The organism is Streptomyces sp. WM6372, assembly GCF_001279655.1.
Lineage (GTDB): Bacteria > Actinomycetota > Actinomycetes > Streptomycetales > Streptomycetaceae > Streptomyces.
Map to the genome: position 1 here is coordinate 1 of NZ_LGDB01000180.1, position 19,936 is coordinate 19,936.

Genomic DNA, 19,936 nt, shown 5'->3' on the forward strand with positions numbered 1-19,936 from the left:
ACCTCCCGGCCATCCTTCGGGGGCTTCCCGGCAGTCTTATGGCATTCCGGGGCGGGGCGGTCAGTCAAGGGTGGAGCGCAGCGACATCGCGAAGCGACGCGACCGCAGGGAGCGCCCTTGACGGACCGACCCGACACGGAAGGACAGTGGACTGACGGGACGCCCCCGGACACACCACCGACCCCGTATCAGGGGGTCCCGCCCCCAACAGCCCGGCCAGCTCACCCGACCCCGAACCAGGGGCCCCCGCCCCCAGTCCAAGCATTCCCGTCCCGTCGTACCCTGAGGTGATGAGAACTCCTCGGCAGGCAGCGCGGATTGTCATCCTCTCCCCCAGCGGATCGGTGTTCCTCTTCCGCGAGAACAACATCGAGGTCGGGATCCACTGGCTGCCGCCCGGCGGGGGGATCGATCCCGGGGAGACTCCTGAGGAGTGCGTGCGGCGGGAGTTGCGGGAAGAGACCGGGTGGACCGATCTCGAGCCGCAGCGGCTGCTGTGCACCTGGGAGCACGACTTCACCCATCAAGGCATCCCCGTACGGCAGCACGAGCACATCTACGTCACCACCGGCCCGCGCCGCGATCCCGTCCCCGAGTCGCCCGACGCGCACTGGCGGTGGTTGTCGCAGCAGGCCCTGGCCTCGCTCGGGGAGCCCCTGTGGCCGCCGCGGCTCGCCGAGCTGCTGGCCGACCCGCCCGCCGAGACCGTTCACCTCGGTCTGGTGGGCGACCAGGGCCGTCCGGTGACGTGAGTCATCGGGCGCCGGCGATCCATCGCCGGACGGCCGCGTTCGTGGTGCCGTCCAGGGCGGCGACGGCCTCGATGGCGTGCAGGTCCCCGGCGAGCGGCGGGATGCCGGCCGCGGTCAGCGCCGCGTGCAGGCCCAGGCGCCGCTGGTGCACTGCGCTGATTCGGCTGCGAGAGCTCTCCTCCGGGTCCGGGGCCGGGATCGGCGCGGAGTCCGGGGGGCGGGCGTCCCCCGTGTCCCCCTGGTCCTCGAAGTTCCGTACACCGGGGAAGCGGTAGGGGTCGAGCGCCTCCCGCGGTTTCGGCGCGCGCGAGGAATCTCGCCACTTCATGCAGGAACCTCCTGGAGTCTGCCTGGTGGTGGGGTGGTTGAGGTGGGTGGTGAGGGGGGACGGGTACTCACGTCCCCTGCTCCTGTAGGGCGTGGGCGCCCGCTGCGATCACCTCGGCGAGCTGGTTGGCGACGGCGACGCTGCATCCGCCGAGCCGGACGTACCCGCGGGCCCCCACGGGCCCGTCGTTCGCCAGGGAGGGGAGGACCATCCCCGCCAGCGCGAGGGCTGCCTGGAGATTGGTGGCGGCGTCCAGGCCTGCCTGGTAGGCGGCGTCCTGAAGCCGCTTGTACCGGAGCCGTTCAGCGTATGAGGGCTCGTACGCCATGGTTGCTGTCCTCTCTCAGTGGGTGGTGCGGGAGCGCTGGGGGGGTGCGGGGCAGGGCTCGGAGGCCGTCGCGACTGGATTGCGGACCGCCCGTGACTTATCGGATTCGGTTGTCGTTCCTGAGGTGAAAACGATCACTCCGGCGGGCTCTGGGAAGGACCACGTTCTCCATGCGGTCAGAGACTGTCGCGCCTTCGTCCCCCGCGCCGTACGTGGCGGCGCCGACTCCGTCCGGGTCGGCGCGGCCACGACCGACTCGGCGGACGGCGGCCCCGTTCCTCCCGGCGGCCCTGTCCTTCCCGGCGTCCCCGTCTCTCCCGGCGTCCCCGCGCTTCGCCGGGGCGTCGTCACGGCCTTCGCCGGGCGCAGGACTTCGCACGGGCGGCGGACCGGTGCCGGCCAGGGACATCCCGGACGTGGCCGTCATGCCCCGTAGTGGAGCCTGGGGGCAGCGGAGGGCCTGGGGGCGGCGGAGGGCCTGGGAGCGGCGGAGGGCCTGGGGTTGCGGTGCCGCGGCGTCGGCTGGCGGGGCGGTCGGGTGAGCGTGATCTGGCGGACGAGCTGCTGGAAGCAGGCGAGCGCGGCGATGGCGGGCAGGGTCGCAGCTGCCTGGGCGGGGAGCGTCCTCGGCGCCTGGGCCACGCACAGCAGCGTGGCCAGGGTCGAGAACAACAGGACGATGGACCAGGAGTGGACGGCGCGGCGCTGATGCAGGGCCGCCCTGAGGATGGACAGCGAGGCGACCATCCAGGGGCCGTAGATCAGCAGCGGCCACCAGCTGACCACGTCGTGGCCGGTGTGGGGTACGGCGCTGTGCCGTAGGGCGTCGCAGATGGCGAGCCCGCTGAAGATGCTCACGACGGCGGCGATGAGCGCGACCAGCACGGACGTGCACATGCTGCCCGTTCGCATCAGGGCCATCGCCGGTGCCTTCGCCCGGACGGGCCGGCGGTGGTGTCTGCCGGACGCTTCCGTCTCCGTCGGCCTGATGCCCGTCGACCCGATGCCCGTCGACCCGATGCCCGGCGGTCCGGCCATCAGCCCGGTGGTGCTCATCGTGTCGTTCGGCTCGTCGAAGACGACCCGTTCGAAGGGTTGTTCCACCTGGTCGCCGGCCAGGCTCCCCTGAAGGAGACAGGCGAGCTCCTCCGCCGGATCCCACGCGCCGTTCTCCTGGGCCGCTCCGAGCGGCGAATACCCGATGCCGATGTGCTGTTCGGGGTCCGGCCCCGGCCGGAACATGCGGACATCCGGCTGGATGGGGAAGCCGTTCCAGTCGTGATGACCGTATGGTTCATACACGGGAGTCCTGCCTCAGCCGGCCGTCGGTGCACGTCCCGGACGCGGCCACGCCGTGCGACCGTCGATTGAAGTCGTGGCGGATCGAGCTGATCGCTTCCAGGAAATCCTCGAAGATCGATGACGAGTAATTCAGCTCGATTTTCAGACCTTCATGATGCAGGGCCGCGTTTTCGCCCTGGGCTCGGTCCGATGAAGCCGGTGTGAATGTCCACTTACCCATCCGGGAAGCCCCTGGGCGTACGGGGAGATCCTCCTCCTCTGAGTGCCGATGAAAGATTGCACCGAGGTTTGCTGTTGTCATAGTCCAACCAACGCTTCCGGCGCCGGGCAGGGTGTGAGCCATGCGGGTGATGATGACGGCGAGCGCGCGTGCTGACCGTTTCCTTTCCTCGCTTCCGCAGTCGCGGCGAACCACCCGGAGCAGGATTCGCCGCAGCTCAGAGCGGTGATGGCGAGGGATGGGCCGGGGCGGATCGGGGTAGGACGAGGGGTCGGGTCGCGACGGCCGGCCTCCCTCTCGGGCGGTTTTCGGTATCGCCTGTGTGGGGGTCGTGCGACCGCCGTGCTGTCGAGCGGGCACGTTTTCGACCGGCCCGCCCCCGGAACCGGCCGCCTCGCGGAAATAGGAAATTAAGGCAACCCGACAGGGTGCTGCACATGGATTCAATGAGGGCGCGGGGCATAACTCTGCATATGCCGCTGCGTTATGTGGAGATGTTGCCGAGGGCTCGCGCACGGGCCCCGTTGCGCGAATCCGTCACCGGAAGGGACCCGCTGTGGCAGACATGTTGGTGAGGCTCGTGCTGATCTGTGCGGTACTAGGTGCGTTCTGGAGCGCGATGGCGTCGTCGGGGGTGGGCCGGATGCGGCACAAGGACGCCCTCGAACTGAGGCGCCAACAGCACTTCAGGCACGTCTTGGAGCGGAACGCGAATGCCCCCTGGCTCTTCCAGCACGAAGTCCCGGAGGGCGCCGCGCCGGTGCGAGAACCCGTCGGCAGCGCGACGTGTTCCGCCTGCGGAGCTCTGGCCGGGTGGGAGGGCGGGGCCGCTGGCTGAGCGTCGGCGCTGCCCACCGCTTACGAGGGTCGCGCGTAGATCCGGATGGTGTCGCGGATGAACCGGCGGCTCTGTTCGGGTGCGAGTGCTTGTGCTTGGAGGTGGTCGTACATGAAGTGGTAGGGCCGGCGGTCCGCGGGCTTCTCCAGGTAGAGGTCGCTGGTGAAACGCTCCAGGTACACGACTCCCGCGTCGTTGTCGGAGAACGTGAGGATGGAGAACTGCCCCGAGACACCGGGGTGGGCTCCCGCGGCGTGCGGGAGGATCTGCACGGTGATGTGCGGCTGGGCGCTGATGCGGTCCAGATGTTCGAGCTGTTCGCGCATGACGTCGGCGGTGCCGACGGTGCGATGTAACGCCGATTCGTCCAGGACGACCCATAAGCGAAAGGGACGGGCGGGGTGGTGGGCGCGGTGCTGGCGCCGTAGCCGCACCTCGAGACGGGTGGCAGCCTGTTCGGCCGTGATGTGAGGGTTCGTTTCCACGATGACCGCCTCGGCGTAGGCGGGAGTCTGCAGCAGACCCGGCATCACCAGTGGCTCGTACGAGTGAATGGAGACGGCCTCCGTCTCCATCCCGACGAACACGCCGTAGGGCACGTCGCCGTAGGCGACCCACCAGCCCTGCCGGCCCGACTCCTTCGCCATCCGCATCAGCGAGGCGACGAACGACTGGTCGGTGACGTCGTAGAGTTCGCACAGATCACGCACGTCACGGGGATTGATGGCACGACGGCCCGTCTCCAGAAGGCTGATCTTGGACTGGGACACCAGTAGCAGACTCGCCACTTGCTGGGCCGTCATACCCGAGGCCCGGCGCAGCCGCCGAAGTTCCGCGCCCAGGCGGAGCCTCCTGACGGTGGGGCTTCCGTTCGCCGCCATGGGCGGTTTTCCCTCCAACTACACGAACTCACACAGAGATGCAGGGCCCACGACAAGCGGCAAAAGCATTCTGCTCACCCGGACCGACGAGGAGCACAACCGGATGGTGAAGACCACCTATCCGGCCCAACGGGCAGCGCCCGGACTGGCTCCCCCGGCGGCGGAACGCCCCGCGCCCGGCGCCGCCGGGCGTCCGGCGCCGTCCGCCCACAGCCTCTGCGACGCCCGTCGTGACCGAAGGACGGCCGCGTTCCCGCCGCCTTGCGGGCGTCATGCCAGGTGACACCGATCCAGTCCTTCGAGCGGTCGAGTGGCCGATTGTTTACGGCCACGCGCCATCGTACCGAACCTGGACAGGCGTCACCGACGGTCCGTCAGTTCCTCGGGGGAGTCCCGGTGGTGGCGCCGATGGCGCGGATCTCGCACCCTCCCCGAGGGCGTCGCTCCCCGTTCGCCGGGTGGCTGGTCCCGGCCGGTATCCGGACGCGGCCGGGCGGTCGGGCGGACAGGCGTCCGGGAGGACAGGCGTCCGGGCGGTCGGCGCGGCCGGCTCAGTGGGTCGCCGCTGTCGCCTTCGCGTACAGCGTCGCCGCGTACTCGCCCAGGATCGTGCTCGTCGAGACGTCGTCCGTGTCGCCGCCCGTCAGGACCCCGATGATCTTTCCGTCCTTCGCGAGCCAGGCGCTGCCGCTCGTGCCGCCCGGAAAGTCCGCGCAGTCGAAGCGCTGTTCCGCCGGGGTCTCGCGGATCGCCGACGCCGTGCACGTACGCGGGACCTTGCGGTCCGCCGGGTAGCCGGTGACGGTGATCTCCTCGCCCGAGCGGCCCGTGGTGTCCAGGGTCGCGGCGCCGGTGACGTCCTCGATGTTGCGGCCCGAGGCGTCCGGGGCGAGGCGGGCGAAAGCGAGGTCGTAGTCGTCGTCCGAGCCATCGGACCAGCGGGGGTCCTCGAAGACTTCCTCGATGGTCCAGGCTCCGTACGGGGCCCCGCCGTTCGCGTACGCGGGTGCGAAGACCGCTCCCCCGCCGTCGGGCTTTCCGGCGAGCAGGCAGTGCCCGGCGGTGACGATCATGTTCTTGCCCGGGCTGTGCACGACGGTGGCGGTGCAGAAGTGGTCACCCTGCACGCCGCCTTCGAACAGGGCTCCGGTGAAGGCTGCGGGGCTGCCCGGCCGGGGCGTTCCCGAGGTGTTCAGCTGCGGCTGCTTCGCCGCTTGCGATCGCGAAGGTGCGCTCGGCGAGGGCTTCGCCGGGGCCGCCGCCTTGACGTGCGCCTCCGGCCGGCCCTCCGCGGCCGGCACCACCTTCGTCATGACAGCGGACGCGCCCAGCGCCGCCACCGCGCACAACACCCCGGTCACCACGGTCCGCTTGTCCACCGCCACCGCCCCTCCCACTTTGCTCCGGCGAAGCATGCCTTGATGTTCGCCTTCGCCGCAAGGGGACCCCCGGCCACTCCCTAGGCTCCCGCCCACAGGCCTTCCGGCGTCAGGCCCAGCAAGTCGATCGCGTTGCCGCGGACGATGCGGTCCACCACGGCGGGGTCCAGGTGGGACATCTGGGCTTCTCCCACCTCCCGGGACTTCGGCCACGTCGAGTCCGAGTGCGGGTAGTCGGTCTCGTAGAGGACATTCGCGACGCCGATCGAGTCCAGGTTCTTCAGGCCGAAGGGGTCGTCGAAGAAGCACCCGAAGACGTGCTCCGCGAAGAGCTCCGACGGCGGGCGGTGCACCTTGTCCGCGACCCCGCCCCAGGCGCGGTTCTCCTCCCACACCACGTTCGCGCGCTCCAGGATGTACGGGATCCAGCCGATCTGGCCCTCCGCGTACATGATCTTGAGGTTCGGGAAGCGCTCGAACTTGCCGCTCATCAGCCAGTCGACCATCGAGAAGCAGCAGTTGGCGAAGGTGATGGTGGAGCCGACCGCGGGCGGCGCGTCCGCCGAGGTGGACGGCATGCGCGAGGAGGAGCCGATGTGCATCGCGATGACCGTGCCGGTCTCGTCGCACGCCTGGAGGAAGGGGTCCCACTCGTCCGTGTGGACGGACGGGAGGCCCAGGTGCGGCGGTATCTCCGAGAAGGCGACCGCGCGCACGCCGCGCGCCGCGTTGCGGCGGACCTCGGCGGCGGCGAGCCGGGCGTCCCAGAGGGGGATCAGGGTGAGCGGGATCAGGCGGCCGCGGGCGTCCGGACCGCACCACTCCTCCACCATCCAGTCGTTGTACGCCCGCACCCCGAGCAGCCCCAGCTCGCGGTCCTTGGCCTCGGTGAAGGTCTGGCCGCAGAAGCGGGGGAAGGTCGGGAAGCAGAGGGCCGACTGGACGTGGTTGACGTCCATGTCCGCGAGGCGTTCGGGAACCGAGAAGGAGCCCGGGCGCATCTGCTCGTACGTGATGACTTCGAGCTTGATCTCGTCGCGGTCGTAGCCGACGGCGGTGTCGAGGCGGGTGAGGGGTCGGTGCAGGTCCTCGTACACCCACCAGTCGCCGATCGGACCGTCGTCACCCTTGGCACCCATGACGGGCGCGAACTTCCCGCCGAGGAAGGTCATTTCCTTCAGGGGCGCTCGGACGATCCGGGGGCCGGTGTCCTGGTATTTGGACGGGAGCCGGTCCCGCCAGACGTGGGGAGGCTCAACCGTGTGGTCGTCCACCGAGATGATCTTCGGGAAGGTCTCCATGTGGACTACGGTAGCGCCGATCTGACGAACCGTCAGCTAGTTGGGGAGTGATCGGTTCGACACGGGCTGACGGGTAAGCGCAAGACAGGGCAGACTGGCCCTTACACCGACGGAAGGCAGGGGGGACGACAGATGGACGGCATACCGGCCATCCCGCACCAGCGGAACCACCCCGAGGCAGCCCGGCGCCATTCCGCTGCCGCGCCGGACGCCACGACCGGGACGCGGCCTGACTTCACGACCGCTCGCGCCGCCGAGGCCCCGACCGGCACGCACGCCCCGGACGCCCCGACCGGCACGCACGCCACCGGCTCCCCGGCCGGCACACCCGCCGCCGGCTCCCGGGCCGGCACACCCCCCGCAGCCGGTCCGCCCACCCCGGCCGGCCCACCCGCCGCGCACACCGCACCCGCAGCCGAAGCCGCAGCCGCCCCCCACCCCACCGCCGCACCCGACCCCTGCCGCTTCGCCGTCCTCGGCCCCATCCGCGCCTGGCGCGGCGGCGAGGCCCTGCCCTCCGGCACCCCCCAGCAGCGCGCCCTGCTCGCCGCGCTCCTGCTGCGCGGCGGCCGCACCGCCACCGCGCCCGAGCTGATCGACGCCATCTGGGGCGAGGACCCCCCGCAGCAGGCCCTCGCCACGATCCGTACGTACGCCTCCCGCCTGCGCAAGGTCCTCGAGCCCGGCATGCTCGTCACCGAGTCCGGCGGCTACGCCATCCACACCCCCACCGACGCCCTCGACCTCGGTGTCGCCCGCAGCCTCGCCGCCGACGCCGACCAGGCGCGCGGCGCCGGCGACCGCGGCCTCGCCCGTACGCTGCTCGGCCGCGCCCTCGACCTGTGGGACGGCGAACCGCTCGCCGGGGTCCCCGGCCCGCACGCCGAGACCGAGCGGACGCGGCTCGCCGAATGGCGCCTCCAGCTGCTGGAAACCCGCCTCGACCTCGACCTGGAGGTCGGCCACCACGCCGAGGCCGTCTCCGAGCTCACCGCCCTCACCGCCGCCCACCCGCTGCGCGAACGGCTGCGCGAGCTCCTCATGCTCGCCCTGTACCGCAGCGGCCGCCAGGCCGAGGCCCTCGCCGTGTACGCCGACACCCGCCGGCTCCTCGCCGACGAACTCGGCGTCGACCCCCGCCCCGAACTCTCCGCGCTCCAGCAGCGCATCCTGCGCGCGGACGCCGAACTCGCGTGCGCCGAGGACCCGGCCCCGGCCGCCGCACCCGCACTCGTGAGGCCCGCCCAATTGCCCGCCACCGTCGCCGACTTCACCGGCCGCGCCACCTTCGTCAGCGAACTCGGCGAGATCCTGTCCGGCGCCGGCGGCCAGGTCATGGCCGTCTCCGCGCTCGCGGGCATCGGCGGTGTCGGCAAGACCACCCTCGCCGTACACGTCGCGCACGCCGCCCGCCCGCACTTCCCCGACGGCCAGCTCTACGCCGACCTCCAGGGCACCGAGCCGCGGCCGGCCGAGCCCGTCGCCGTCCTCGGCTCCTTCCTGCGGGCGCTGGGCACCCCCGACACGGCCATCCCGGACAGCGCCGCCGAACGGGCCGCCCTGTACCGGTCCACGCTCGACGGCCGCCGCGTCCTGGTCCTGCTGGACAACGCCCGCGACGCCGCGCAGGTCCGCCCGCTGCTGCCGGGCACCGCCGGCTGCGCCGCGCTCGTCACCAGCCGGGTCCGCATGGCGGGCCTCGCCGGCGCCCATCTCGTCGACCTCGACGTGATGAGCCCCGAGGAGGCCCTCCAGCTGTTCACCCGGATCGTCGGGGCGGAGCGCGTCGGCGCCGAACGCCAGGCCGCCCTCGACGTGGTCGGCGCCTGCGGGTTCCTGCCGCTCGCCATCCGCATCGCCGCCTCCCGGCTGGCCGCCCGCCGCACCTGGACCGTGTCCGTCCTCGCCGCGAAGCTGGCCGACGAGCGCCGCCGCCTCGACGAGCTCCAGGCCGGCGACCTCGCCGTCAAGGCCACCTTCGAGCTCGGGTACGGGCAGCTGGAGCCCGAACAGCAGCGCGCGTTCCGCCTCCTCGGCCTCGCCGACGGGCCCGACATCTCGCTGGCCGCGGCGGCCGCCGTACTGGACCTGCCCGAGTACGACACCGAGGACCTCCTCGAAGCCTTAGTGGACTGCTCGCTCCTCGAATCGGCCGCGCCCGGCCGCTACCGCTTCCACGACCTCGTACGCCTCTACGCGCGCGCCTGCGCCGAACGCGACGAGCAGCCGCCGAGCAGCCGCGACGCCGCCCTGGACCGGCTGCTGGACTTCTACCTCGCCACCGCCTCCGCGGTGTACGCGGTGGAGCGCCCCGGCGACCGGCTCCCCGCCCACCTGTCCGCCACCCACTACCCCGGGCTGCGCTTCGCCGAGCCCCGCGCCGCCCTCGACTGGCTGTACGCCGAGGCGGACCCGCTGCTGGCGTGCGTCCGGCAGGCCTCCGTACGCTCGACCGGGCGGGCGGACGTGCTGCGCCGGGCCGTCGACCTGCTGTGGGCGGCGAAGGACCTCGCCGAGTCGGGCGCCAACTCCAAGCAGTACGAGTCCGCCGCCGTGGCCCTGCGCGACGCCGCGCACGCCGCGAAGGACCCGCACGCGGAGGGCCGGGCCCGGACCACCCTCACCAACGTCCACCTGGTCGCGGGCCGCTTCGGCGAGGCCGACGAGGAGGCCCGCCGGGCCATGGCCCTCGCCCGCGAGGCCGGCGACCCGCTGCCCAGCTGCTGGGCGCCCAACGACCGTGGGATCATCGCCCTCTACCAGGCCCGGTGGGCCGACGGTGAGCGGTACCTGCTGGAGGCCATCGAGAACTTCCGCGCCGACGGCAACCACATCGGCGAGGCCAGCGCGCTGTGCAACCTCTCCCGGATCCACGTCGGACTGGGCCGGCTGACCAGTGCCATCGACCTCGCCGAGCAGGGCATCGCCATATACGACCGGATGGGCCTGACGCTGCGCCTGGCCAACGGCCGCTACGCGCTGGGCATCGCCCTCACCGAGGCCGGGCGGCTCGGCGAGGCGCAGGAGCAGCTCACCGAGGCGCTCTCGCTGTTCCACGACAACCGGCAGCCGCTGTGGGAGGGCGTGACACACTTCCGGCTCGCCGTGGCCCATCTGGCCGCGCACCGGCCCACGCTGGCCGCCGCGCACGCGGAGCAGGCCATCGCGCTGCGCGGCATCGGCGGGGAGTGGCGGCGGGCGACCGTGCTGACAGTGCTGGGCAAGGCGCTGCGCAGGCTGGGGCAGCGGGACCGGGCGCGGGTGTGCTGGCGGGACGCGGAGGTCGTGTTCAAGCAACTGAAGTCGGCGGAACTGTCCGAAGTACAAGCCCTGTTGGCCGCGGAGATAGCGGCCTGAGCTGCGCCGATCGCCGGGCGCTCGCCCGCTGGTCGGCGGATGAACGAGGCATTCATCGTTCGTTTATCGCCGCCCGCCACGATAGGTACATCGACTCACCGCGTCGGGGGGCGCGAGAGTCGGCTGGAGGACCACCCGTTCGGCGGTCCGCGGGGGAATCGCCGAACGGGCCCGACCCATCCATCAGGAGAACCGATGACGACGAACGAGAACATCCTGCCGAACGACGGCGACATGAGGCCGATGGACAATCACGCGTCCGGCATCGAGATCAAGCCGCTCGACGACAGCCTTGCACCGGGCGTCGACATCACGCCGATGGACAACCACGCCTCCGGCATCGAGATCAAACCGCAGGAGAAGAAGCCGGCTTCGGGCGAGGACATCGTGGCGATGGACAACCACGCGTCCGGTCCGCGTCCGTAAGACGTCCCACGGGGGATAACGGGGGACGGGGGCCGGTTCCACGGGGGATACGGGGGACCGGTACCAACGGGGGGCCACGGGGGGATTCGGGGGAACCCGCCGTGGCGACGGGGGAGCACGGCCCGGCGGGGTCACGGGGGACCCGCGGGGAGCACGACCAACGGGGGAGCAAGGCCCGGCGGAGTCACGGGGGACCCGCCGGGAGCACGACCGACGGGGGAGCACAACAAGGACGGTGGCCGCGGTGGCCCGGAGGGGGAGCCACCGCGGCCACCGTCGCATGCGCGTGTCCATGCCCGCGTCCGTGTCGGTGTCCATGCGCGTGCCCGCGCGCGCCGGGCGGGACCCGCTGCCGGGCCTCCCTCACTAGGCTGGGCCCGTGTTCACCTCACAGGGACCCACCGTCCGCGAGCTCGCCGTCCAGGCCCTCTCGTCCGTCGAGCGCGGGTACGACCTGCTCTCGCCCAAGTTCGACCAGACCCCGTTCCGCACCCCCGACCGGATGCTCGACGCCGTCGAGGAGGCGCTCGCGCAGCGGGAGGGCTCCTTCGGGGCCGGGCTCGACGTGTGCTGCGGGACCGGCGCCGGGCTCGGGATGCTGCGGCGGCTGTGCCGGGGCCGGGTGACCGGGGTGGACCTGAGCGCGGGCATGCTGGCCGAGGCCGCGCGGGCCCATCCCGACGAGCGCGTCGACCTCGTACGGGCCGACGCGCTGGCGCTGCCGCCCGAGCTGGCGGACTCGTACGACCTGGCCGTCAGCTTCGGGGCCTTCGGGCACTTCCTGCCGGCCGAGCGGCCCGCCCTCTTCGCCGGCGTCCACACCGCGCTGCGCCCGGGCGGCCTCTTCGCGTTCCCGATCGGGGCGCCGATCCCGCCGGCCTCCCCCGTGTGGTGGGCGGTGGCGGGCTTCGACGCCGCGATGCGGGTGCGCAACGCCGTGTGGCGGCCGCCGTTCGTCATGTACTACCGGACCTTCCCGCTGGGCGGCGTCCGCGCCGACCTGCGCGCGGCCGGCTTCACGGTGGAGACCGCCCCCCTGGAGCCCTTCGGCCGCCGCCCCGACGGAACCCCCCGCTGGCGCCTCCTCCTGGCCCGCAAGCCCGCCTGACGCGCGTCGGCCCGGCCCCCGCTGCGGGGGCCGGGCCGACGGGTACCGCGAGGTCAGCGCAGGGTGAAGGGCGCCACGTGGGTCGTGGTGTCCGCTCCGCTGATGGTGAATTCGAGGTTGTAGTCGCCGTTGGGAAGGCCCCTCGTGCTGACCGGGAGGCTGTAGCCGGAGGCCAGCGCGCTGTAGATCATCCGGGCGCCGACGGTCCTCGTGACGGGGCCGGTGATCCGGGTGGCCGTCACGGTGATGCCGGAGCTGGAGAGGTTGTTGCCGTTCGCGTCGCAGATCCGCAGGGAGATCACGACCTGGCCGAGCAGGCGGACCGGCCGGGCCGGGTCGTAGAGCAGGCAGATCCGGTACGCGACGGTGTAGTTGACGCTCTTCGTGGCCGGGTTCGTGGCGACGTCCTTGGCGTTCACCGTGAACGTGTGCGAGCCCAGGGTGGAGGTGTCGATCGGGCTGCCGTTGGGGACCGTGCCGACGCAGCTCGCCACGCCGGAGGTGGCGTCCGTGCACGAGTAGGACGCGGTGACGGACTGCCGGTACAGGTAGGTGCCGGCCGCCGGACGGACGATGGTGATCGTCGGCGCCACCGTGTCGAGCCGCACCGTGATCGTCTGCGGCGCGGAGGTGTTGCCCGCGTTGTCGGTGGCGGTGTACGTCACGGTGGTCACGCCGTTCACCGTGATCGGGACGGCCGCGTTCGCTGCGGACACGACGGTGGATGCGATGGGCTGGGCGCCGCTCGCACTGTAGGTGATCTTCTGGATGCCGGAGCCGCAGGACCCGTCAGCGGCGGTGATGTTGACGGTGGCCGGGCTGGTGGTGTTCCATCCGGCCCCGTTCGGTGCCGGTGAGGTGCTCGCGGAGGCGGTCGGCGCGGAGGTGTCCGCGTCGTAGGTGAAGCGGTCGGCGGCGGTGACCGGGCTGGTGCCGTTGGGCGTGGTCACGGTGACGTCCACCGTGCCCCGTGCCTGCGGGGGCACCTGCGCGGTCAGCTCCTCCGGCCCGGTGACGTTCACGTTCGTGGCCGCCACGGAGCCGAACGCGACGGTGGTGCCGCTCGTCGGGAACTCCGTGCCGCGCACGGTCACGGTGTTCACGCACTGCGCCAGTTCCGGCGCGTGGTTGGGGGTGACGCTCGTGACGGTCGGCGGGGACAGCGTGACGCGGTCCATCGCTGTGCCCCAGTCACCGCCGAAGATCCCGGTGTTGCCGGTGGCTCCGATCTGCTGGACCGTCCAGACGTCCTTGGGGTTGCTCGGGTCGCGCGCCGTGCCCGAGTAGTCGCCCCAGCGGGGATCGCCATTGCAGGCGCACGTGTAGGCCTGCGTGCCCGCGGCGTAGAAGTCGCCGAAGGTGGTGGCCGGGAAGTTGCCGCCCGGCACTCCGATCGCGACCCCGCCCGCGAAGAGGGTGGACGAGGAGGCGGTGAATCCTGCGAACAGGTCGTCTTCGTCGTTCAGGGTCAGCGAGCCGTAGTAGATGTCCCCGCCCACGAGGCCGAGGTCGAGGTTGGTCGACAGGCTCTGGGTCCCGCCGGTCGCGATCTGGACGAAGCGCTGGCAGGCGTGGACCGCGGTGTCTCCGACGGGGGTGCAGCTGACGTTGAAGACGCCCCACAGGCGGTTGTTCTGCCAGGCGACCGACAACATCCGGTCGTCGTTCGTCTCGATCGTGGCATCCCCCCCGGGGGGCTGGGCCGCCGCCGGCGGCGGGTCCGCGGTTCCGATGGCGATGGTGTTCACGGTGCGGTTGACCGCACTGACGCCGGGCACGCCGGTGATCGTGGTCACCATCACGTTGGTGCCCTCGTGCTTCATCGAGAGCTGGTCGTTGATCGCCGACAGCGAAGTGGCCGGTACGGCGTCGTCGAGGGTGGTGTCCTGCGCGAACGTCGTGAAGCTGATCGTGCCACCGGCCAACAGGTCCGCCTTGTTGACGACGACGTTCACCGCGCCCAGGAACGGCAGCGGCTCGGGCTGGTTGCGGTCGAAGTTGTTCCAGCCCAGCGTGACCTTGTCGTTGGTGTAGCCGAGCAGCGGACGGTCCTGCAGCACGTTGGAGGTGTTGCTGCCGATGTTGTAGACGGTCCAGTGCCCTCGGGGGTCGGAGGTGTCGCTGACCGCGACGTCGTTCTCGTCTCCGCCGGCCAGGAGCCCCTCGTACGAGGCGAAGAACCGGCCCGATCCGGCGTCGTAGTGCACCCGCGGGTCACCGCCCGTGTCCGCCGCGAACCCGAAGAAGGTGCCCAGGTCGAACGGGGATCCCACCGCGTTGCCGGCCTTGTCGTAGATCTGGCCGGCGCGGTTGACGAACTCGACGATGTACGTCGGTCCGACCGCGAGGTTGGTATCGGAGGGTGCGGTTTGGGAGGCGGCGTCGTTGTCGCCGTTCCCGAGCGTGGGGAAGGTCTTCAGCCGCTCCACCACGGCGGAGGAAGGCGCCGCCTTCGGTGACGTCGCGCCCTTCGGAGTCAGCAGCGCGGTGGTGACCGGCAGACTCGGCTGGCGCATCGGTCCCACGGGCGCCCGCCGCTCGGGAGGCGCGAGGCGGGGCCGCACCTGGGGCTGGGCGGTGCGCTGGGGACGGGGCAGCGCACTCACGTCCACGCGCTGCTTCACTTCGGCCCGCGACAGCGTCCCCTCGCCCCCCGAAGGCGAGGGGACGCCGGCCGAGGCCGGTGCGCTGGGACGCGGTTCGGCGGGCACCGCGGCTGCGGCCGGCGCAGCGGCGGTGAGGGTCACGGTGAGTGCGAGCAGGAGCGCACGCGACCAGCCGCGCGCGGTAGGCGTCCTGCGCTGCGTCAGGCGCCGGTTCATTCGGAGGATCCGTCTCGTCGACACGGGTTCCCCCCTTCAGCCTCTGTCGGGGGTACGGTTCCGCCGGCGGATCGGCAGCGGGCGGTCGTGGTCCTGCGGTAGCCGATGATCACGACCGGCTACCTATCGGATGGACCCGCCATGGGACTCCGGCCTGCGGCAGGAATTGCCGATATTTCGCCCGTACGGCCTACTTCGTGGCGCGCAGCTCCCGCTTGAGGACCTTTCCGCTCGCGTTGCGGGGCAGTTCGGTGACGAATTCGACCTCGCGCGGGACCTTGTAGTTGGCCATCTCCCGGCGGGACCAGGCGATCAGGTCGTCGGCGGTGAGGGTGGCGCCCGGGCGGCGCACCGCGTACGCCTTGCCGACCTCTCCGAGGCGCGGGTCGGGGACGCCGACGACGGCGATGTCGGCGATGTCCGGGTGCAGGCCGAGGAGTTGCTCTATCTCGGCGGGGTAGGCGTTGAACCCGCCGACGATGAACATGTCCTTGATCCGGTCGGTGATGCGCAGGTTGCCGTCGGCGTCGAGGACGCCGACGTCGCCGGTGCGCAGCCAGCCGTCGGGGGTGACGGCGGCGGCGGTCTCGGCCGGGTCCTCGAAGTAGCCCTGCATGACGTGGTGGCCGCGGACCCACACCTCCCCGGCGGTGCCGGCGGGCGCGGCCTGGCCGTGCTGGTCGGCGACCTTCACCTCGGTGTCGGGGATGGCCCGTCCCGAGGTCGAGGCGATGACCTCGGCCGGGTCGCCGCGGCGGCACATCGTGACGATGCCGCTGGCCTCGGAGAGCCCGTACGCGGTGAGCACGGTGGAGATGTGCAGCTCGCCGCGGAGCCGCTCCACGAGCTGGAGCGGGACGACGGCGGCTCCGGTGACCACCAGGCGCAGCGCCGACAGGTCGTGGTGGTCGCGCTGCGGGTGGTCGAGGAGGGACTGGTGGAGGGTGGGCGGGCCGGGGAGTACGGAGATCCGCTCGGCGGCGATGTTGGCGAGGACTGTGTCCACGTTGAAGACGGGCTGCGGGACCATCGTGGCCCCGCGCATCAGGCAGGCGATGATGCCGGCCTTGTAGCCGAAGGTGTGGAAGAAGGGGTTCACGATCAGGTAGCGGTCGCCCTCGCGCAGGCCGGCGAGCTCGCTCCACACGTCGTAGCAGCGCAGCGACTGGGCGTGGGTGATGACGGCACCCTTGGGGCTGCCCGTGGTGCCCGAGGTGAAGATGATGTCGGAGGGGGCGTCGGGGCGGATCGACCGGGCGCGTTCGCGCACGGTCTCGGGGCCGACCCCGTCCCCGCCGGCCAGGAACTCCTTCCAGGTGCGGAAGTCGTCCGGGGCGTCCTCGGCGAGCACGACGACCTGTTCGAGGTGGGGCAGCCCGGGCAGCGGCCCGTGGCCCTCCCCTTCGGCGGCGGCGCGGCGCAGGGAGGCGACGTACGAGGTGCCGAGGAAGGTGCCGGTGACGAACAGGAGCCTGGCCCGGCTGCGCCGCAGGACGTACGCGGCTTCGGAGCCTTTGAAACGGGTGTTGAGGGGGACGAGGACGGCGCCCGCGGAGACCGCGCCGAGCGCGGAGACGATCCACTCCAGGGTGTTGGGGGCCCAGACGGCGACGCGGTCCCCCGGCTCGATCCCGGCGCCGATCGCGGCGGCCGCGGCCCGCTCCACGCGCTCGCCGAGCTGCGCGTAGCTGATGCGCACGCGCCCGTCGACGACGGCCTCGCGGTCGGCGTACCGTGCGGCCGCAGCGCGCACCAGTCCCGCGATGCTGCCCCAGCGCAGATCCCCCCGCGCGTCTTCGGTCATCGCACACCCCTCCCGGTAGCTGACTATCCGTCAGATTAGCTGTAGCCTTCGCGGCTGTCAGTACTGGTGCGGCTCCGGAGGTGGCGATGGCGGCAACACTCAAGGACGCTACGGCGATAGTCGGGATCGGCCAGACCGCCTTTGCCAAACGACTTCCCGAGTCCGAGAAGGAATTGGCCTGCCGCGCCATCCTCGCGGCCCTCGCGGACGCCGGTATAGCGCCCTCCGAGGTCGACGCCTTCTCCTCGTACACGATGGAGGAGACCGACGAGGTCGAGGTCGCCAAGGCCATCGGCGCCGGCGACGTCACCTTCTTCTCCAAGATCGGCTACGGCGGCGGCGGTTCCTGCGCCACCGTCGGCCACCTCGCGGCCGCCGTCGCCACCGGGCAGGCGGGCGTGGGCATCGCCTGGCGCTCGCGCAAACGCGGCTCCGGCCCGCGCCCCTGGAAGAACACCGCCGTCCAGCTGCCCACCCCCGGCCAGTGGACCCGCCCCTTCGGGCTGCTGCGCCCCGCCGACGAGATCGGCATGCTGGCCCGGCGCTACATGCACGAGTACGGCGCCACCCGCGACCATCTCTTCAACGTCGCGATGGCCTGCCGCAACCGGGCCAACGAGAACCCGGCCGCGATGATGTACGAGCGCCCGCTGACCCGCGAGATGTACATGACCTCCCGCATGATCAGCGATCCGCTCTGCCTCTTCGACAACTGCCTGGAGACGGACGGGGCGCTGGCCTGCGTGATCGTCTCCGCCGAGCGGGCCCGCGACTGCCGCCGCAAGCCCGTGTACGTCCACTCCGTCGCGCAGGGCCTGCCGGCCCAGCACCACGGCATGGTCAACTACTGGAACGACGACCCGCTGTCCGGGCCCGCCTGGACCGCCGCCCGGCACCTGTGGAAGCACGCCGACTTCGGGCCGCAGGACGTGGACGTGGCCCAGATCTACGACGCCTTCACCCCGCTCATCCCGCTGTCACTGGAGGGCTACGGCTTCTGCGGGCGGGGCGAGGGCGCCGCGTTCACCGAGGGCGGGGCCCTGGAGATGGGCGGGCGGCTCCCGATCAACACGGGCGGCGGCGGGCTCAGCGAGGCCTACGTACACGGGTTCAACCTGATCAACGAGGGCGTCAAGCAGCTCCGGGGGATCTCCACCGCCCAGGTGCCGGACGCCGCGACCTGCCTGGTGACGGCGGGCGAGGGTGTCCCGACGTCCGCGATCCTGCTGCGAGCCTGAGGAGCCGATGATGACCGCCGACACCGCCAACACCGCCGGCGCCGCTGACACCGCCGGCGCCCTGAGCGCCGCGGCCCGCGCCGAAGAGCTGCTCCTGCCCGTCCCCGACGAGGACGGCGCCCCCTTCTGGGAGTACGCCGCCCGGGGCGAACTCCGCGTCCAGGCCTGCACCGCCTGCGGCCGGCTCCGCTTCCCGCCCCGCCCGTGCTGCCCGCACTGCCAGTCGTTCGACTCCGAGTGGCGGCCGATGAGCGGCCGGGGCCGGATCTGGTCGTACGTCCTGCCGCACCCGCCGCTGCTGCCCGCGTACGCCGCGCAGGCCCCGTACAACGTGATCCTCGTGGAACTCGCCGACGCCCCGCACATCCGCCTCGCCGGGAACCTGGTCACCTCGGCCGACGCCCCGCTGGACTCGGTGGACCCGGCCCGGCTGCGGATCGGCGCCCGCGTCCAGGTGGCGTTCACCGAGGCCGGCGGGATGGCCGTGCCCCGCTGGATCCTGGAGAAGCCGTGACGCTGCGGGTGGAGCGGGACAAGGAGAGCGGGGTCGCGGTCGTCACCCTGGACCGGGAGCGCAAGCACAACGCGATCGACCTGGCCACGGCCGCCGAACTGGGCGCGGTGTGGAGGGAGTTCCGCTACGCGGACGACGTACGGGCGGTGGTGCTGACCGGCGCCGGGCGGGCGGCCTTCTGCACGGGCGTCGACCGCGGGGTGGAGGTCCCGCAGCCGTCCTCCCCCTACTCGGTGGACGACCCGCTGGTGGCCATCGGCCCGAAGGCGAACGACCTGTGGAAGCCGGTGGTCGCCGCCGTCAACGGCATGGCGTGCGGCGGGGCGTTCTACCTGCTGGGCGAGTCGGAGTTCATCGTCTCCTCGCGCACCGCCACGTACTTCGACCCGCACACGACGTACGGGATGGTCAGCGCCTACGAGGCCGTGTACATGGCGCAGCGGATGCCGTTCGGGGAGGCCGCCCGGATGTCCCTGATGGGGACGGCGGAGCGGCTCTCCGCGCGGCGGGCCTACGAGATCGGCCTGGTCTCGGAGCTGGCCGAGCCCGGGGAGCTGCTCCCGGCGGCGCTGCGGGCGGCACGGACGCTGGCCGGGTATCCGACGGAGGCCGTGCAGGGCACCGTACGGGCCCTGTGGTCGGCGAAGCAGACCGCGCTGGCGCAGGCGCTGGCGCAGGCTCCGGCGCTGATCTCGCTGGGGAACCTGCCGCCGGAGCGGCAGGCGGACCTGTTCGCGGGTCGCCGGGCGGCGGCACCGGAGCCGCGGGTCCGCTAGGCCGTCAGTTCTCAGTTGATCGTGCCGAGGAGGCAGCTGGTGACCTCGGCCGCCTTGTCCTTCCGGGTCATCTCGGCGGTGACCGTCTGGGTTTCGCGGGCCTTGAGCGAGACCCGGACGGAGGTCCGCTCCACGACGCCGGACGCGCCCTGGAAGACGACGGGGACGTCGATGAGGCGCGAGGTGTCGACGTCCGAGGTCACCTTGAGGACGGCCTTCGGGCTGCCCGGGCCGGCGCAGGTGACGACCTGGGCGTGCGCGGGCGGGCCCGCGCTCTTGCTGGGCGACGGCGTCGACTTCCCGCTGCCGTTGCTGTTATTGGTGTTACTGCTGTTGTTGCTGTTGTAGCTGCTCCGCTTCTTGGAGCTGGAGCAGCCGCCTCCGCTGCTGCCGCTGCTCTTCGAGCCGTGCCCGTGGCCGTGCCCGCTGGACGAAAATCCGGTGAGCGCGAACACGACGGCGACCAGCACCGCGGTGAACCTGATCCGACGTCCAGCCACCATGGCTCGAAACCCCTCCCCTGGACAACGGCGGGCCACGCTATCACCGCTTGCCGCGTTCA

17 protein-coding genes are annotated in these 19,936 nt (G+C 71.9%); 7 read left to right on the forward strand and 10 right to left on the reverse strand.

What is annotated here, in order from left to right; translation table 11 throughout:
* The first annotated feature begins 290 nt into the window (after positions 1-290).
* Complete coding sequence (locus tag ADK52_RS16155; RefSeq protein ID WP_053690512.1) at positions 291-752, forward strand: NUDIX hydrolase; 462 nt, start codon at positions 291-293, stop codon at positions 750-752.
* 1 nt (position 753) lies between these two features.
* On the opposite strand, the gene ADK52_RS40105 is transcribed toward ADK52_RS16155, so the two are convergent.
* From ADK52_RS40105 to ADK52_RS16190, 7 genes are all read right to left on the reverse strand, one after another.
* Positions 754-1,080 (reverse strand): hypothetical protein, encoded by a 327-nt coding sequence (locus ADK52_RS40105; protein WP_053690513.1) that lies wholly within the window; start codon positions 1,078-1,080, stop codon positions 754-756.
* 67 nt (positions 1,081-1,147) lie between these two features.
* Positions 1,148-1,408, reverse strand: a complete 261-nt coding sequence (locus ADK52_RS16165) for a hypothetical protein (RefSeq protein WP_053690514.1) — start codon at positions 1,406-1,408, stop codon at positions 1,148-1,150.
* A 423-nt stretch (positions 1,409-1,831) separates the two neighbouring features.
* Positions 1,832-2,650 (reverse strand): hypothetical protein, encoded by an 819-nt coding sequence (locus tag ADK52_RS16170; RefSeq protein WP_234343857.1) that lies wholly within the window; start codon positions 2,648-2,650, stop codon positions 1,832-1,834.
* A gap of 52 nt (positions 2,651-2,702) precedes the next feature.
* Positions 2,703-3,053, reverse strand: a complete 351-nt coding sequence (locus ADK52_RS42385) for a hypothetical protein (RefSeq protein ID WP_147420043.1) — start codon at positions 3,051-3,053, stop codon at positions 2,703-2,705.
* A 735-nt stretch (positions 3,054-3,788) separates the two neighbouring features.
* Positions 3,789-4,649 carry a helix-turn-helix domain-containing protein gene (locus ADK52_RS16180; protein WP_053690517.1) on the reverse strand — a complete coding sequence of 287 codons (861 nt, stop codon included), beginning with the start codon at positions 4,647-4,649 and terminating at the stop codon, positions 3,789-3,791.
* Between the two features lie 551 nt (positions 4,650-5,200).
* Positions 5,201-6,034, reverse strand: a complete 834-nt coding sequence (locus tag ADK52_RS16185; RefSeq protein ID WP_234343860.1) for a trypsin-like serine peptidase — start codon at positions 6,032-6,034, stop codon at positions 5,201-5,203.
* Positions 6,035-6,108: 74 nt separating this feature from the next.
* Positions 6,109-7,329: an amidohydrolase family protein gene (locus tag ADK52_RS16190; RefSeq protein ID WP_053690519.1), complete on the reverse strand. Its 1,221-nt coding sequence runs from the start codon at positions 7,327-7,329 to the stop codon at positions 6,109-6,111.
* 132 nt (positions 7,330-7,461) lie between these two features.
* Between ADK52_RS16190 and ADK52_RS16195 the strand changes: the two genes are divergently transcribed.
* The 3 genes from ADK52_RS16195 to ADK52_RS16205 all read left to right on the forward strand — a co-directional run bounded on the left by ADK52_RS16195 (position 7,462) and on the right by ADK52_RS16205 (position 12,220).
* The gene (locus tag ADK52_RS16195; RefSeq protein WP_053690520.1) at positions 7,462-10,686 is read left to right on the forward strand and encodes an AfsR/SARP family transcriptional regulator; all 3,225 of its coding nucleotides are present in this window, start codon (positions 7,462-7,464) and stop codon (positions 10,684-10,686) included.
* Positions 10,687-10,881: 195 nt separating this feature from the next.
* Positions 10,882-11,112 carry a hypothetical protein gene (locus tag ADK52_RS16200; protein ID WP_053690521.1) on the forward strand — a complete coding sequence of 77 codons (231 nt, stop codon included), beginning with the start codon at positions 10,882-10,884 and terminating at the stop codon, positions 11,110-11,112.
* A 379-nt stretch (positions 11,113-11,491) separates the two neighbouring features.
* Positions 11,492-12,220: a class I SAM-dependent methyltransferase gene (locus ADK52_RS16205; RefSeq protein ID WP_053690522.1), complete on the forward strand. Its 729-nt coding sequence runs from the start codon at positions 11,492-11,494 to the stop codon at positions 12,218-12,220.
* Between the two features lie 53 nt (positions 12,221-12,273).
* Here ADK52_RS16205 and ADK52_RS16210 read toward each other — a convergent pair whose 3' ends face one another.
* Complete coding sequence (locus ADK52_RS16210) at positions 12,274-15,042, reverse strand: OmpL47-type beta-barrel domain-containing protein (RefSeq protein WP_053690523.1); 2,769 nt, start codon at positions 15,040-15,042, stop codon at positions 12,274-12,276.
* A 190-nt stretch (positions 15,043-15,232) separates the two neighbouring features.
* Positions 15,233-16,846 (reverse strand): FadD3 family acyl-CoA ligase, encoded by a 1,614-nt coding sequence (locus ADK52_RS16215; RefSeq protein ID WP_053690524.1) that lies wholly within the window; start codon positions 16,844-16,846, stop codon positions 15,233-15,235.
* A gap of 86 nt (positions 16,847-16,932) precedes the next feature.
* On the opposite strand from ADK52_RS16215, the gene ADK52_RS16220 reads away from it, so the two are divergent.
* From ADK52_RS16220 to ADK52_RS16230, 3 genes are all read left to right on the forward strand, one after another.
* Positions 16,933-18,084 (forward strand): lipid-transfer protein, encoded by a 1,152-nt coding sequence (locus tag ADK52_RS16220; protein WP_053690525.1) that lies wholly within the window; start codon positions 16,933-16,935, stop codon positions 18,082-18,084.
* A gap of 88 nt (positions 18,085-18,172) precedes the next feature.
* Entirely contained in the window at positions 18,173-18,598 is a 426-nt protein-coding gene (locus ADK52_RS16225) for a Zn-ribbon domain-containing OB-fold protein (protein ID WP_053690644.1), read from the forward strand.
* Entirely contained in the window at positions 18,595-19,374 is a 780-nt protein-coding gene (locus tag ADK52_RS16230; RefSeq protein ID WP_053690526.1) for an enoyl-CoA hydratase/isomerase family protein, read from the forward strand. Before ADK52_RS16225 ends, ADK52_RS16230 begins: the two co-directional genes overlap by 4 nt.
* A gap of 11 nt (positions 19,375-19,385) precedes the next feature.
* Here ADK52_RS16230 and ADK52_RS16235 read toward each other — a convergent pair whose 3' ends face one another.
* Positions 19,386-19,877 (reverse strand): hypothetical protein, encoded by a 492-nt coding sequence (locus ADK52_RS16235; protein ID WP_063783856.1) that lies wholly within the window; start codon positions 19,875-19,877, stop codon positions 19,386-19,388.
* Positions 19,878-19,936: the final 59 nt, after the last annotated feature.